This window comes from Micromonospora sp. NPDC050495 (genome assembly GCF_040655175.1).
Taxonomy (GTDB): Bacteria; Actinomycetota; Actinomycetes; order Mycobacteriales; family Micromonosporaceae; genus Micromonospora.
Genome location: NZ_JBFAJK010000054.1, coordinates 18,643 through 32,208 on the forward strand (window position 1 = coordinate 18,643; position 13,566 = coordinate 32,208).

General features: G+C 74.7%; 14 protein-coding genes. 5 read left to right on the forward strand and 9 right to left on the reverse strand.

The genetic code is table 11. The features are described from left to right. Positions 1-5: 5 nt before the first annotated feature. From AB0I11_RS30325 to AB0I11_RS30335, 3 genes are all read right to left on the reverse strand, one after another. Positions 6-950, reverse strand: coding sequence for a beta-ketoacyl-ACP synthase III (locus AB0I11_RS30325; RefSeq protein WP_357328323.1), 945 nt, complete (start codon positions 948-950; stop codon positions 6-8). Then, positions 950-1,885, reverse strand: coding sequence for an ACP S-malonyltransferase (locus tag AB0I11_RS30330; protein WP_357328326.1), 936 nt, complete (start codon positions 1,883-1,885; stop codon positions 950-952). The genes AB0I11_RS30325 and AB0I11_RS30330 overlap by 1 nt, the downstream gene beginning before the upstream one ends. Positions 1,886-1,963: 78 nt before the next feature. Continuing rightward, positions 1,964-3,265, reverse strand: a complete 1,302-nt coding sequence (locus AB0I11_RS30335; RefSeq protein ID WP_357328357.1) for a helix-turn-helix domain-containing protein — start codon at positions 3,263-3,265, stop codon at positions 1,964-1,966. Positions 3,266-3,477: 212 nt separating this feature from the next. Here AB0I11_RS30335 and AB0I11_RS30340 point away from each other — a divergent pair, with 212 nt between their 5' ends. Continuing rightward, complete coding sequence (locus AB0I11_RS30340) at positions 3,478-3,807, forward strand: hypothetical protein (protein WP_357328329.1); 330 nt, start codon at positions 3,478-3,480, stop codon at positions 3,805-3,807. A 36-nt stretch (positions 3,808-3,843) separates the two neighbouring features. After that, positions 3,844-4,770 carry an NADP-dependent oxidoreductase gene (locus AB0I11_RS30345; RefSeq protein WP_357328332.1) on the forward strand — a complete coding sequence of 309 codons (927 nt, stop codon included), beginning with the start codon at positions 3,844-3,846 and terminating at the stop codon, positions 4,768-4,770. A 15-nt stretch (positions 4,771-4,785) separates the two neighbouring features. Here AB0I11_RS30345 and AB0I11_RS30350 read toward each other — a convergent pair whose 3' ends face one another. Further along, positions 4,786-5,448: a hypothetical protein gene (locus AB0I11_RS30350; protein WP_357328361.1), complete on the reverse strand. Its 663-nt coding sequence runs from the start codon at positions 5,446-5,448 to the stop codon at positions 4,786-4,788. A 224-nt stretch (positions 5,449-5,672) separates the two neighbouring features. Between AB0I11_RS30350 and AB0I11_RS30355 the strand changes: the two genes are divergently transcribed. Next, positions 5,673-6,275, forward strand: a complete 603-nt coding sequence (locus tag AB0I11_RS30355; protein WP_357328335.1) for a copper resistance CopC family protein — start codon at positions 5,673-5,675, stop codon at positions 6,273-6,275. Between the two features lie 15 nt (positions 6,276-6,290). On the opposite strand, the gene gltX is transcribed toward AB0I11_RS30355, so the two are convergent. From gltX to AB0I11_RS30370, 3 genes are all read right to left on the reverse strand, one after another. Further along, complete coding sequence (gltX, locus tag AB0I11_RS30360) at positions 6,291-7,700, reverse strand: glutamate--tRNA ligase (protein ID WP_357328338.1); 1,410 nt, start codon at positions 7,698-7,700, stop codon at positions 6,291-6,293. Positions 7,701-7,804: 104 nt separating this feature from the next. After that, positions 7,805-9,082: an MFS transporter gene (locus AB0I11_RS30365; RefSeq protein ID WP_357328341.1), complete on the reverse strand. Its 1,278-nt coding sequence runs from the start codon at positions 9,080-9,082 to the stop codon at positions 7,805-7,807. Further along, entirely contained in the window at positions 9,079-10,428 is a 1,350-nt protein-coding gene (locus tag AB0I11_RS30370; protein ID WP_357328344.1) for a GH1 family beta-glucosidase, read from the reverse strand. Before AB0I11_RS30370 ends, AB0I11_RS30365 begins: the two co-directional genes overlap by 4 nt. Before the next feature lie 184 nt (positions 10,429-10,612). On the opposite strand from AB0I11_RS30370, the gene AB0I11_RS30375 reads away from it, so the two are divergent. After that, a complete protein-coding gene (locus tag AB0I11_RS30375) occupies positions 10,613-11,059 on the forward strand; it encodes an SRPBCC family protein (protein ID WP_046570642.1) in 447 nt (148 codons plus the stop codon). Positions 11,060-11,168: 109 nt separating this feature from the next. On the opposite strand, the gene AB0I11_RS30380 is transcribed toward AB0I11_RS30375, so the two are convergent. Further along, complete coding sequence (locus AB0I11_RS30380) at positions 11,169-11,606, reverse strand: VOC family protein (RefSeq protein WP_357328348.1); 438 nt, start codon at positions 11,604-11,606, stop codon at positions 11,169-11,171. Position 11,607: 1 nt separating this feature from the next. Further along, positions 11,608-12,192: a DinB family protein gene (locus AB0I11_RS30385; protein ID WP_357328351.1), complete on the reverse strand. Its 585-nt coding sequence runs from the start codon at positions 12,190-12,192 to the stop codon at positions 11,608-11,610. A 62-nt stretch (positions 12,193-12,254) separates the two neighbouring features. On the opposite strand from AB0I11_RS30385, the gene AB0I11_RS30390 reads away from it, so the two are divergent. Next, a complete protein-coding gene (locus tag AB0I11_RS30390; RefSeq protein ID WP_357328354.1) occupies positions 12,255-13,214 on the forward strand; it encodes a YafY family protein in 960 nt (319 codons plus the stop codon). Positions 13,215-13,566: the final 352 nt, after the last annotated feature.

Consider the following 13,566-nt stretch of genomic DNA (forward strand, 5'->3'; position numbering starts at 1 on the left):
GGTCTTCACGGGCAACGGACGACCTGGCCGGCGTAGGTCAGGCCGCCGCCGAAGCCGAACAGCAGCACCGGCGCGCCGGTCGGCACCTCGCGCCGCTCGATCAGCTTGGACAGGGCCAGCGGGACGCTCGCCGCCGAGGTGTTGCCGGACTCGACGATGTCCTTCGCGATGATCGCATTCGGGATGTTGAGCCGCTTGACGATGCCGTCGATGATCCGGGCGTTGGCCTGGTGCGGCACGAACGCGGCCAGCTCCGACGGCGCCACCCCGGCCCGCTCACAGGCCTGCAGCGCCAGCGGCGCCAGCGCCGTGGTGGCCCAGCGGAACACCGCCTGCCCCTCCTGCGCGATGTACGGCCGCCAGCCCTCGATGCGGACCGCATCGCTCTTCTCCGGCACCGAGCCCCAGACCACCGGACCCACCCCGGCCGGCTCGTCGTCGCCGGTGGCGGTGACCACCGCCGCCCCGGCGCCGTCGCCGAAGATGATGCAGGTCGAGCGGTCGGTCCAGTCGGTGAAGTCGGAGAGCTTCTCCGCGCCGATGACGATCGCGTTGCGCGCCGCACCGGCCCGGATGGCGTGGTCGACCGTGCCCAGCGCGTACGCGAAGCCCGAGCAGGCGGTGTTGATGTCGTACGCGCCGGGTGCGGCGATGCCCAGCTTGGCGGCGACCCGGCAGGCCACGTTCGGGCTGCGGTCGACCGAGGTGCAGGTGGCCACCACGACGAGGTCGATGTCGGCGGCGGTCAGGCCCGAGTTGGCCAGCGCCTTGCCGGCCGCCGCGGTGGCCATGTCGGCCACCGTCTCGTCTCCGGCGATCCGCCGGGTGACGATGCCGACCCGGTCCCGGATCCACTCGTCGTTGGTGTCGACCATCTGGGCCAGCTCGTCGTTGGTCACTACCCGCGAGGGCTGATAGTGCCCCATCGCGACGATCCTGCTGCCGGTCATCAGTGGTTGCCTTCCGTTCGCGCCTGCCGGGCGATCAGGTCCCGCGCGGCGGGCAGGTCGTCGGGGGTGTTGAGAGTGACGATCTCCGGCGCGCCCTCGCCCTTGAGTTCACGCTTGACCAGTCCGGCCAGGGTGCCGGCCGGCGGCAGCTCGATGACGCCGGTGACGCCGAGGTCGGCCAGCGTACGCATGCAGAGGTCCCAGCGGACCGGGGCGGTGACCTGGCGGACCAGCCGCTGGACCAGCTCCCGCCCGTCGCCGACGGCGGTGCCGTCCAGGTTGGAGAGGAGCGTCCGGGCCGGATCGGCCGGGGTGATGCCGGCCGCAACCTCGGCCAGCGCGGCCTCGGCCGGGGCCATGTACGGGGTGTGGAACGCCCCGGCCACCTTCAGCCGGGTGATCCGGGCCCGCGTCGGCGGCTCGGCGGCGAGCTTGTCCAGCCCGTCGAGGGAGCCGGCGGCGACGATCTGGCCGGCGCCGTTGCGGTTCGCCGGGTGCAGCCCGTTGGCCTCGATCGCGGCGAGCACCTCGTCCGGGTCGCCGCCGAGCACGGCGGCCATCCCGGTCGGTTCGAGGGCGCAGGCGGCGGCCATCTCCCGGCCGCGGACCCCGGCGAGCGTCACGGCCGCCTCGGCGGTGAGCACCCCGGCGAGGGCGGCGGCGCCCAGCTCACCGACGCTGTGCCCGGCGACCAGCGCGCCGTCCGGCAGCGGCAGGTGCTCGGCCGCGAGCAGCGCGGCCGCGACCAGCAGCGGCTGCGTGCGCGCGGTGTCCCTGATCTCGTCCGCGTCCGCCTCGGTGCCGAGGTGGACCAGGTCGACGCCGGCCAGCGCGGACCATGAGCGCAGCCGCGTCTCGGCGTCGGGCAGGTCGAGCCAGGGGATCAGGAAGCCGGGTTTCTGGGAACCCTGGCCGGGCGAGAGTACGGCGAGCACGCTTACGACTCTGACGGATACTCGCGGGTCACGCTGTAACGCACGGCACCAAACCGTACTAGAAGCTTTGGATGGTTCCTACAAAGATCGGCGGTGATCGTCACCTGTCTGTGGTGATTTCCGGCCGGTCGGGCCCAATGTCTGGCTCGGTACCGGTGTGACCCCCGGGACCACCGGGTCCAGCCGACCCACCGTCAGCGCCACCTGCAGGGCGAACGCGTCCCGTGGGGCGAGCGGCGAGAAGCCGGTCACCTCGGCGACCCGCTTGAGCCGGTAGCGCACCGTGTTCGGGTGCACGAAGAGGGCACGCGCCGCGCTCTCCAGCGTGCCACCGGCGGCGAAGAAGGCGTCCAGCGTCTCCAGCAGCTCACCGCCGGCGCGCACCAGCGCCGCGTACACGTCGTGCCGCAGCCGGCGCCGGGCCTCGGCGTCACCGGCCAGCGCCCGCTCGGGCAGCAGCTCCGCGGCGGGCACCGGGCACGGCGCGGTCGGCCAGGCCGGCGCCGCGCGGAAGCCGGCCAGCGCCGCCCGCGCCGAGTCCGTCGCCTCGTCCAGGCTGGGCACGGCCGGGCCGACCACCACCGGGCCCTCGCCGAACGCGGACCGCAGCTTCTCCGTGGCCGCCAGCGGGTCGGCCGCCCCGCCCAGCACGATCACCAGCCGGTCGCCGTGCACGCCGCCGATCACCTCGACGCCGATCCGGCGGGCCTGCCGGTAGACGGTGTGCAGCACGGCGGCCACCTCGCCGCCCGGCGAGCGGCCCACCGCCACCGCGACCGGGGGCGCGTCCGACCAGCCCAGCGCGGCCGCGCGGCTGGCCAGCACGTCCGGCGAGTCGCCGCGCAGCAGCGCGTCCACCAGCAGCGCCTGCAACCGGGCGTCCCAGGAGCCGCGGGACTCGGCGGCACGGGCGTACACCCGGGCGGCGGCGAACGCGATCTCCCGGGAGAAGCGCAGCACCGCCTCGCGCAGCGACTGCTCCTCACCCTCCACGGCCAGGTGCGCCACCTGCTCCTCGACCACCTCGATGGTCACCTTGATCAGCGCGACGGTCTGCTGGAGGCTGATCGAGCGGGCCAGGGCCTGCGGCGCGGTGGCGAAGACCTCGTCGGAGACCTCCTGGGTGCTGTCGGTGGCGCCGCCGCCCTGCCGCAGCCACTGCACCAGGGACCGGACGCCGGCCTGGGCGACCAGCATCACCCAGGACCGCTGGTCCGCCGGCAGCTCCCGGAACCAGGGCAGGGTCTCGTCCATCCGGGACACGCTGGCGGTGGCCAGCGCGCCCGCCGCCCGTTCGATCCGGCGCAGCGTCGCCGACAGTTCGGTCCCGCCCGGCTCGCTCACCGCCCCAGCCTGACACGCCCTGACCAGCAACGGCACCTCGAGGTCGGTCCGGCGGCGGGCCGGCCGGGCGGGCTGGGGCAGAATGTCCGCCGGTGACCGACCCGACCGCCGCCCCGCCCCGCGCCGGCGCCGGTCGCGGACGATCTCCACGGGTACGCGCCGTCCGCGCCGTCGGCCCCGGCCAGTACGGTGTCAGGGCACGTCGGGGCGACCGCCCGGCGGGCGATGGCGAACGTGAGGAGACCGGGATGGCGCACGGGGAGGCCGAGCACGGCTGCGCCCAGGGCGAGCCCTGCCGGCCGGGCCACCACGAGCAGCCGGCGCCCGCCAAGCAGCCCCGTTGGACGGGGCTGACCCACTCGGCCGAGCCGGCCGCCGGCCGCGGGCCGGACCGCGACGACGCCGCGCCGCTGCCCCGGCCCCGGCCCGCCGAGCCGGTGCCGCCGGCCGGGCCCGAGCCGGCGGACGAGGGCTGCCGCAGCGACCTGCCCGGCTGGGCGGGCGGGCACCGGCACGGCCCGGTCCGGCCGCGCAACCGCGGGCTGCGCCGGGAGCGGCCGCCGCGGCGCTGGTGCTGACCCCACGGCGGCCCGCCGGCGGCTAGCGTGAGCAGGGTGAAGGCGATCGCGATCGACGCGTACGGGTCGGCCGACCGGCTCACCCTGCGGGAGTTGCCCATCCCGCCGGTCGGACCGGACACGGTCCTGGTGCGGGTGCGGGCCGCCGGGGTGAACCCGGTCGACGGCAAGGTCCGCGACGGCCAGCTGGCCGGCGCCATCCCGACCCATTTCCCGCTGGTCCCCGGGTGGGACGCGGCGGGGGTGGTCGAGGCGGTCGGCCCGGCGGTGGCCGGCTTCGCGGTGGGCGACGAGGTGATCGGGTACGTCCGCCGCGACGACCTGCAGCACGGCACGTACGCGGAGCTGGTGCCGGCCCCCGAACGCTGCCTGGCCGACAAGCCGGTGCAGGCGTCCTGGGCCGAGGCGGGTGGGCTGCCGCTGGGCGGGCTGACCGCGTACCAGGCCCTGCAACTGGCCCGGACCGGCGCGGGCGACACGGTGCTGGTGCACGGGGCCGCCGGTGGGGTGGGCCACCTCGCGGTGCAGCTGGCCCGGGCTCTCGGCGCGGGCCGGGTGATCGGCACCGCGAGCGAGGCCAACCACGACTTCGTCCGGTCCCTGGGCGCCGAGCCGGTCAGCTACGGCCCCGGCCTGCTGGACCGGCTCCGCACGCTCGCGCCCGACGGGGTGGACGTGGCGCTGGACCTGTTCGGCGGCGACGCCCTGGACGTCTCCGCCGAGTTGCTGGCCCGGCCGGCCCGGCTGGTCTCCACCGCCGACCCGGAGCACGTCACCCAGCTCGGCGGCAGCTACCTGTTCGTGAAGCCGTCCACGGCCGACCTGGCGGTGCTGGCCGGGCTCGTGGACGCCGGCCGGCTGACCGTGCACGTGGCCCGGACGTTCCCGCTGGCGGAGGCCGCCGAGGCGCAGCGCCTGGTGGCGGCGGGGCACGTCCGGGGCAAGGTGGTGCTGGAGGTCTGACCGGGTGGCGTCCGGTCAGCGGGTGCGGCGGCGGACCAGCAGCGCGATGCCGGCGAGGCCGGCGGTGATGATCACGACCACCCCGACGTTGAGCAGCAGCAGCCGCTGCAACTCGCCCATCGCGTCGTCGATGTCCTGCACCGGGTCCAGCGCCTCCTCGGGGATGACCCGTTCGCCACCGCCGATGCCGCCGCTGAGCGTGTCGAACTGCTTCTCCAGCGGCACCCCGACGCCGCGCAGCGTCTCGGACATGTTGAGCCGGCCGAAGAACCAGCCGGCCCGGGGCTTGCTCAGGTCGGGCTGCTTGGCCGGCCGGTAGACCCGGGGCCCGCCCTTGGCGAGCGGATAGAGGTCGTACGTCTTCGCCGGGTTGCCCCCGGTGAGCACCACCACCGTGTACTTCGGACCGAGGTCCTTGGCGCCCGGGCCGCGCTGCTGGCCGGTCTGCCCGAGCCACTTCACCTGGTCGATGACGGCGTTGACCTCGGCGGGGCGGCTGTCGGCGCGCAGTTGCAGCGGCTGGTCGAGGCGGTCGCCGGTGATGTCCACTCCGGCCGGTGGCAGCTTCGGCTTGGGGGCCGCCTGGGCGGCCGGGGCGTCGACCAGGGTCAGCGTGCACAGGGCGGCGAGCGCACCGGCCGCCACGGCTGCCAGCAGCCGCCTCACCTTACGGACCATCGCCGCCTCCTCGCCCCGTTCGATGGGTGGCATCCGCTGCAGGTCACACGTGATCGGCCGACGGCGGTGGCCCGGCCCGAACTTCGGGTGCCCACCTTCAAAGACTCCGCAGAACGTCGCTCGGTTGCAGCTAGTGGAACAGTATTTGGAACTATCTGCGATCTACGACCGACCAATGAGCGGTCGTTGATCAGCGGCCGGATCGTACCCGGATGGAGGGGCTCATGGGGGGCAGGGTCGCCCGCGTGGCGGGTGGCGGGCTGATGGTGCTCTGCCTGGCGGTCGGGGTGCCGGTGCTGTTGCCGGCCGCGCCGGCCGCCGCGCACAACTCGCTGGCCGGCAGTGCCCCGGCGAACGGTGCCCGGCTGGCGACCGCGCCGGAGCGGATCGAGCTGCGCTTCCTGGCCACCCCGTCACCGGCCACCACGAAGGTCACCGTCACCGGCCCGGGTGACGTGGCCGCCTCGACCGGCGCGGCCACCTTCGCCGGTAAGCGGGTCAGCGTGCCGTTCACGCCGGGCCGGGCCGGCGAGTACCTGGTCGCCTACCAGGTCGGCTCGGCCGACGGTCATCCGGTGCGGGGGCAGATCCGCTTCACCCTGACCGCCGGTGTCCCGGCCGGGACGCCGTCGGCCGCCCCGGCGTCGACCAGCGCGGCGCCGAGCACCCCGCCGGCCCGGTCCGGCAGCGCGCCGGCTGCGGGGCCCGCCGCGTCCCGCGCCGGGGAGGGCGGGGGGACCGGCTGGTTCTGGGCGCTCGGCGTCGCGGCACTGCTCGTCGTGCTGGGCGGCGGGCTGCTGCTGCGCCGCCGCGCCGCCCGCCGCTGAGCCCCGCACCGGCGGTCAGACCAGGCGCACCCGGGCGGCGCGCAGCCGGGTCAGGGTGCGGTCCCGGCCGAGCACCTCGAGCGACTCGAAGAGCGGCAGGCCGACGGTACGACCGGTGACGGCGACCCGGACCGGCGCCTGCGCCTTGCCGAGCTTCAGCCCGCGCTCCGCGCCCACCGCCTCCAGCGTGGACTTCAGCGACTCGGCGTCCCAGGACGCCAGCGCGTCGAAGGCGGCGATCGCGGCGTCCAGCAGGTCCGCCGCGCCCTCCTTCATGGCCTTGGCCCAGGCCGCCTCGTCGATCAGCGGGTCGGCCAGGAAGAGGAAGTCGACGTTCGGCACGATCTCGCTGAGCACCGCGATCCGGGTCTGCGCCAGCGGGGCGACCGCGGCGAAGGCGCCGGCGTCGAACTCGGCCGGCTGCCACGGCGGGGGGGCGATGGTGTCCGTGCCGGTCAGCCACGGCTGGCACTCCGTGACGAAGTCCTCGATCGGCAGCGCCCGGATGTACTCGCCGTTGAACGCGCGCAGCTTCTTCTCGTCGAAGAACGCCGGGGAGGGGTTCACCGCCTCCAGCCGGAACTCGTCCTCGATGACCGACCAGGGCACGATCTCGCGGTCGCCGGAGGGGGCCCAGCCGAGCAGCATCAGGTAGTTGCGCATCGCGGCGGCGAGGTAGCCCTCGTCCCGGTACGCCTCCAGGGCGACCTTGTCCCGCCGCTTGGACAGCTTCTGCCGCTTCTCGTTGACCACCACGGGCACGTGCGCCCAGATCGGCGGCTTCACCCCGAGCGCGTCCCAGAGCAGCTGCTGCTTCGGGGTGTTGGGCAGGTGCTCCTCGGCCCGGATGACGTGGGTGATCCCCATGGTCATGTCGTCGACCACGTTGGCGAGCAGGAAGACCGGGGAGCCGTCGCCGCGGGCGATGACGAAGTCCTCGATCAGCTTGTTCTCGAAGGTCGGCTCGCCCCGGATCAGGTCGACCACCACGGTCTCGCCCTCGTCCGGGGTGCGGAAGCGCAGCGCCCGGCCCTCGCCGGGGGTCAGGCCCCGGTCCCGGCAGAAGCCGTCGTAGCCCTGGTACTGCGAGCCGGTCCGCGCCTGCACGTCCTCCCGGGTGCAGTCGCAGTAGTACGCCCGGCCGCCCTCGTAGAGCCGCTGCGCGGCGGCCCGGTGCTCACCGGCGTACGAGGACTGGAAGTGGGGGCCCTCGTAGCTGCCCCGGGCGATGCCGATCCAGTCGAGCGCGGAGAGGATGCCCTCGGTCCATTCGGGCTTGTTGCGCGCGGCGTCGGTGTCTTCGATGCGGAGCACGAACACCCCGCCCTGCTGCTTGGCGTAGATCCAGTTCTGCAGCGCGGAGCGCGCGCCGCCGACGTGGAACATACCGGTCGGGGAGGGGGCGAAGCGTACACGTACCGTCACGTGCTCCAGCCTACGGCGGCACGCGAGCGGATAAGGAGGGGCCCCTTCTTAACGCATTCGGAGGTGGCGGGCCCCGGCCAACACCCGGGGCGGGCGGCGGGCGGTCACGGCACGGAGCGGATCTTGAGGACCAGGGCGCTGCCGAGCAGGGTGATCACCGCGGTGGCCGCGTACAGGGTGGGGTAGCCGCCCAGGTGGACCACGATCGGGGCGGAGAGCGCCGGGCCGAGCACCTGCGGGGCGGAGTTCGCGATGTTGATCACCCCGAGGTCCTTGGCCCGGTCGGTGGCGGCCGGCAGCACCTGGGTGATCAGCGCCGCGTCCACCGCCAGGTAGACACCGTAGCCGGCGCCGAGCAGCAGCGCCGCGACGATCGCCATCGGCCAGGTCGGGGCGGCCGCGAGCAGCGTCGCGGCCACCGCCATGACCAGCCCGGAGACGATCACGAACACCTTGCGCCGGCCGGACCGGTCGGAGATCCGCCCGGACACCACGGCGGTGAGCATCATGCCGAGCGTGTAGAGCAGGATCAGCACCAGCAGGGCGCCCTCGGGGTCGGCCACCCGGACCCCGTCGGTGAGGAAGTAGAGCAGGTAGAGCGTGCCGAGCGCGTTCCCGAGCTGGACCAGGAACCGGGTGAACCAGGCCCAGGCGAAGTCGGGGTGCCGGCGCGGGCTGATCCACATGGAGGCGAGCAGCGCGCGCAGCCGGAGCACCGGCCGGTGCTCGCGGGGCAGCGGGTCGTCCTCGGTGAGCAGCGCGAACGGCAGCGACAGCAGCAGCACCGCCAGCGCGATGACCGCGTACCCGGCGGCGTTGCCGGTGACCACGGCGGTGACCAGCACCGCGCCGAGCACCAGGCCGAGCGCCTGCGGGATGCCCACCCAGCCGGAGACCCCGCCGCGCTGGGCCACCGGCACCCGGTCCGGGATGGCCGCGGTGAGGCTGGCCAGCATGGCGTTGAAGCAGACCTGCGCGGCGACCCAGGCGACCGCCACCCCGGCGATGGTCTGCTGCCGGGCCAGCAGCAGCAGCGCCAGCGCGCCGAGCACCGCGCCGGTGGCGGTCCAGACGTGCCGCCGGCCGAAGTGCCGGTTGGCCAGGCGCAGCACGGTGCGGTCGGAGAACGCGCCGGCCAACGGGTTCGCCAGCACCGCGGCGAGCGCCCCGAGGCCGGTGACGACCGCGAGCATCGCCTCCTTGTCGCCGGGCGCGATCCGTTCGATCTGCTGGGGCAGCAGCACCTGGATGGGGGTGAAGAAGGCCATCCAGACGCCCAGGTTGGCCGCGAAGATCAGCGCGATCCAGCTCCGCCGCACCGGCACGGTGGGTTCGGCCAGCGCCGCCGGCAGCGAGGCCGGCGTCGGGTTCACCGTGGTCACCGCGCCGGCCCCGGATCGGCACCGGCCCGGATCACCGCGTCCCGGTACCAGGCGTACGACGCCTTGGGGGTGCGCCGTTGGGTGGCGTAGTCGACGTGCACCAGGCCGAACCGCTTGGTGAAGCCCTCGGCCCACTCCCAGTTGTCCAGCAGCGACCAGACGAAGTACCCGGTCACCTCGACCCCGGCGGCGATCGCCGCGTGGACCGCCCGGACGTGCCCGTCCAGGTACGCGATCCGCTCCGGGTCGGGCACCCGGCCGTCGGCGTCCGGTACGTCGTCGTACGCGCAGCCGCTCTCGGTGACCTGGATCGGCGGCAGCGCGTCGCCGTACCGCTGCTTGAGATCGACGAGCAGCTCGCGCAGCCCGTCGGGCACCACCGGCCAGTCGAAGGCGGTGCGCGGGTAGCCGTCCAGCGGCACCAGCTCGAACGGCAGCGGCGAGTCCGGCTCGGCGGCCCGGACGGCGGTCGGGTTGTAGTAGTTCACCCCGAGCACGTCGATCGGGGCGGCGATCACGTCGAGGTCGCCGGTGCGGACCACGGACAGGTCGAAGCCGTCGGGGTAGCCGCGCCCGAGCAGCGGGTCGGTGAAGAGCCGGTTGTGCAGCGCGTCGTACGCCGCCGCGGCCGCCCGGTCGGCGTCGGTCCCGCCGGCCGGGCGCACCGGCGAGTAGTTGTTCGCGATGGCGACCGGGCTGGTGCTGCGGGCGCGTAGCGCGGCGACCGCGAGGCCGTGCCCGAGGAGCTGGTGGTGGGCCACCGGGAAGGCGTCGAAGAGCAGCGCCCGGCCGGGGGCGTGCAGGCCCATGCCGTGCCCGAGGCTCATGTGGATGAACGGCTCGTTGAGGGTGATCCAGAGCCGTACCCGGTCGCCGAGGCGGGCGGCGACCAGGTCGGCGTACTCGGCGAAGCGGGCGGCGGTGTCCCGGTTGAGCCAGCCGCCGGCGTCCTCGAGGGCCTGCGGCAGGTCCCAGTGGAAGAGCGTGGCGACCGGGTCGACGCCGTGCGCCAGCAGGGTGTCCACCAGCCGGTCGTAGAAGTCGAGCCCGGCGGGGTTGGCGGGCCCGGCGCCGGTGGGCTGGACCCGGGGCCAGGCGATGGAGAACCGGTAGCCGGAGACGCCGAGCCCGGCCAGGAGCGCGACGTCCTCGGCGTACCGGTGGTAGTGGTCGCAGGCCTCGTCGCCGGTGCTGCCGTCGACGATCCGGCCCGGGGAGTGGGCGAAGGTGTCCCAGATGGACGGACCCCGGCCGTCGGCGGTGGCCGCCCCCTCGATCTGGTACGCGGACGTGGACACCCCCCACCGGAAGCCGGCGGGGAAGTCGGGCATCGGCGCGCTCGTCATTCGCCCTCCAGAAACGCGAAGCGTGTTCGCGACTCTAGGGCGCAGAGCGCCGCCGGTCCATAGGCCCGAAAGCCAGGCAGGGCAAGGGCTTTCGGCGTGTCTTTTCCGAACCCGTCCGGGTAAGTCCGATTTACACATAGAGTGCCGAATATCGCGGATGTGGTTTAAGTGGGGGAAAGACAAGATGATCCTCGTGGAACGCAGTGCGCACGTGATGGCGCCGGTGGAAGCGGTCTGGGACGTCGTGCAGCGGGCCGAGCAGTTGCCGGCCTGGCTGGCGGGGGTCCGCGCGGCCGAGGTCCTCTCCGGAGAGGGCTTCGGCCGGCGACAACTGGTCCAGGCCGGGCGCGGCGCGGCGCACGAGGCCGAGGTGATCGCCTACCAGGAGCCGACCCTGATCGGGTGGCGCGAGCGGGCCAAGGGCGCCGGCGCCCGGGCCGAGGCGCGCACCGAGATCTACGTGCAGCTGACCCCGGACGAGGAGGAGGGCGGGACCGTCGTGCGGCTCATCGTCGTACGGTGGCCCGCCGGGCCGGTCAAGGCCGCCCTGCTCCGGCTCGGCCTGCGCCGGGTCGGCGCCGACCTGGAGGACTCGCTGGCCCGGCTGACCGACCTGGCCGCCGTCGGCTGACCGGAGCCGGTCCCGGCGTCGCCCGCGATGGAGATGGTCCGGCGTTCCCGCCAGGAACGCCGGACCATCGTCACCTGATCCCGGCGGCGCGACCGCGCCGCGCGGCCGGTCAGTCGAGGCAGAACTCGTTGCCCTCCGGGTCGGTCAGCACGAGGTGCCCGGCGCCGAGCGGCGGCGCCGGCTCGTGCCGGCTCAGCCGGGTGGCGCCGAGGGCGACCAACCGCGCCGCCTCCGCCTCCAGGGCCGCCATCCGCGCGTCACCCGCCAGGCCGGGCGCGGCCCGCACATCCAGGTGTACGCGGTTCTTGGCCCGCTTGCCCTCCGGCACCCGCTGGAAGAACAGCCGTGGCCCGGCGCCCTCCGGGTCGACCACCGCGGAGGCGTCGTTGCGCCGCTCGGGCGGCACACCGAGCGCGTCCAGCGCCTGCTCCCAGGTCGCGAAGTCGCCCGGCGGATCCTGCAACCGGTAGCCGAGCGCGTCGGCCCAGAAGGCCGCCAGCGCGGCCGGGTCGGCACAGTCGAACGTGATCTGTACGTCGCGGGCCATCTCAGCTCGCCTCCCGTCGGGTCTGCTGGTGGGTGTGCAGGTAGAGGTCGCGGAGCAGGCACACCTCGGCCAGATGGTGGATCAGCTCGCGGTTGATGTGCAACACCAGCGCCGCCAGCGGACGCTCCGCGTACGGCCCCTCCGCCGCGCCGCACGGGCGGGCCAGGCCGGCCTCGCCCAGGGACTCGACGCCGGACAGCCAGGTGGCGTACTCCGCGTCGAGCTGGGCCAGTGCCGCCGCCGCGGTCGGGGCGTACTCGAACGACTGGTAGTCGGTCGGCGCGCGACCGAAGTGCGCGGCGTTGCGGACCGCGAGCACCCCGACGATCACGTGCCCGAGCCGCCAGGCGATCGTCGTGAACGCCGGCGGGTCGGGCTCCGGCATGGCGAAGTCGATCGTCATGGCGCCCTGCCCGCCCTGCACCGGTGCGGTGCCGGTGCCCCGCGGTCGCACGTTCCAGCAGCCGGGCACCGGTTCCCAGAAGTATTCGTCGTCCGTGAGGCCCGCCAGGCGGTCGCGGAGTTGACGGGTCCAGTGCCAGTCGAGCTGGTCCCGCAGCAGAAGGTTCCCATTCAGGTCGGTCATGGCCCCGACCCTGCCCGTAATAGCGGACAGGAACGTTCCGTGATCTGTGGAACGATGACCGAATGACCGTCGAGGCGACGACCGAGCGGGTGCTGCGGCTGCTGGCGCTGCTGCAACGGCGGCCGTCCTGGACCGCCGCCGAACTCGCCGCCGAGCTGCGGGTCACCGACCGGTCGGTACGCCGGGACGTGGAGCGGCTGCGGGCACTCGGCTACCCGGTGTACGCGGTGCCGGGCGTCGGCGGCGGCTACCAACTGGGCGCCGGCACCCGGCTGCCGCCGCTGCTCCTCGACGACGAGGAGGCGATCGCGACGGCCGTCTCGCTGCGGCTGGCCTCGGGCGGCACGGTCGCCGGAGCGGGCGAGGCGGCCCTGCGGGCGCTCACCAAACTCGACCAGGTGATGCCCGCCCGGCTGCGCGCCGAGGTGCGGGCGGTGCACGACGCCACCGAGACCCTGGTCGGCCCCGGAGTCGAGATCGACGGGGAACTGCTCGTCACGCTCGCCCGGGCCTGCCGCGACGCGGTCCGCGTTCGGTTCCGCTACGCCGACCGCGACGGCGCCGAGCGGGAGCGCGCCGTCGAGCCGGTGCGGATGGTCACCACCGGCCGCCGCTGGTACCTGATGGCCTGGGACGTCGACCGCGACGACTGGCGCACCTTCCGGCTGGACCGGATGCGCGAGGCGGTGGCGACGACCTGGCGCTTCCGGGCGCGCGAGCACCCGGACCCGGTCGCCTACGTGCAGCGGTCGGTGACCGAGGCGCCGTACCGGTGTCTCGCCCGGGTGCGGGTGCACACCGAGCCCGACCGGCTGCGGCAACTGGTGCCACCGCAGGTGGGGCGCGTCGAGGACGACCGCGACGGGTGGTGCGTGCTCGTCGTCGGCGGGGACGACTGGGAGTGGCTCGCCGCGCAGATCGCCCGGCTCGACGTCGAGGCGCGGGTGCTGGAGCCGCCGGAGCTGCGGGAGGCCGTCGCCCGGCTCGCCCGCCGCCTCGCCGCGATGGCCGGCAACGGCTGACCGGCCGCCGGTCGATCGCCGACGGGCCGGCCGACGGCCACGGGATCCCGCAAGTCGGGCCTACGGGCCGGGTGGTGGCCACGGGATGCCGCAAGTCGGGCCCACGTGTCGGGTGGTGGCCACGGGTTGCCGCGAGTCGGGCCTACGGGTCGGGAGGTGGCCCCCGGATGCCGCAACCTGGCCCACGGGTCGGGAGGCGGCCCCCGGTTGCCGCGAGTCGGGCCTACGGGTTGGGAGGTGGCCACGGGTTGCCGCAAGTCGGGCCTACGGGTCGGGAGGTGGCCCCCGGATGCCGCAACCTGGCCCACGGGTCGGGAGGCGGCCCCCGGTTGCCGCGAGTCGGGCCTACGGG

Excerpts from the sequence above, each read along its gene's own strand:
- AB0I11_RS30390 (WP_357328354.1), top strand. The coding sequence starts at position 12,255 with ATGACCGTCGAGGCGACGACCGAGCGGGTGCTGCGGCTGCTGGCGCTG.
- AB0I11_RS30340 (WP_357328329.1), top strand. The coding sequence starts at position 3,478 with ATGGCGCACGGGGAGGCCGAGCACGGCTGCGCCCAGGGCGAGCCCTGC.
- AB0I11_RS30385 (WP_357328351.1), bottom strand. The coding sequence starts at position 12,192 with ATGACCGACCTGAATGGGAACCTTCTGCTGCGGGACCAGCTCGACTGG.
- AB0I11_RS30370 (WP_357328344.1), bottom strand. The coding sequence starts at position 10,428 with ATGACGAGCGCGCCGATGCCCGACTTCCCCGCCGGCTTCCGGTGGGGG.
- AB0I11_RS30350 (WP_357328361.1), bottom strand. The coding sequence starts at position 5,448 with ATGGTCCGTAAGGTGAGGCGGCTGCTGGCAGCCGTGGCGGCCGGTGCG.
- AB0I11_RS30375 (WP_046570642.1), top strand. The coding sequence starts at position 10,613 with ATGATCCTCGTGGAACGCAGTGCGCACGTGATGGCGCCGGTGGAAGCG.
- AB0I11_RS30325 (WP_357328323.1), bottom strand. The coding sequence starts at position 950 with ATGACCGGCAGCAGGATCGTCGCGATGGGGCACTATCAGCCCTCGCGG.
- AB0I11_RS30380 (WP_357328348.1), bottom strand. The coding sequence starts at position 11,606 with ATGGCCCGCGACGTACAGATCACGTTCGACTGTGCCGACCCGGCCGCG.
- AB0I11_RS30355 (WP_357328335.1), top strand. The coding sequence starts at position 5,673 with ATGGGGGGCAGGGTCGCCCGCGTGGCGGGTGGCGGGCTGATGGTGCTC.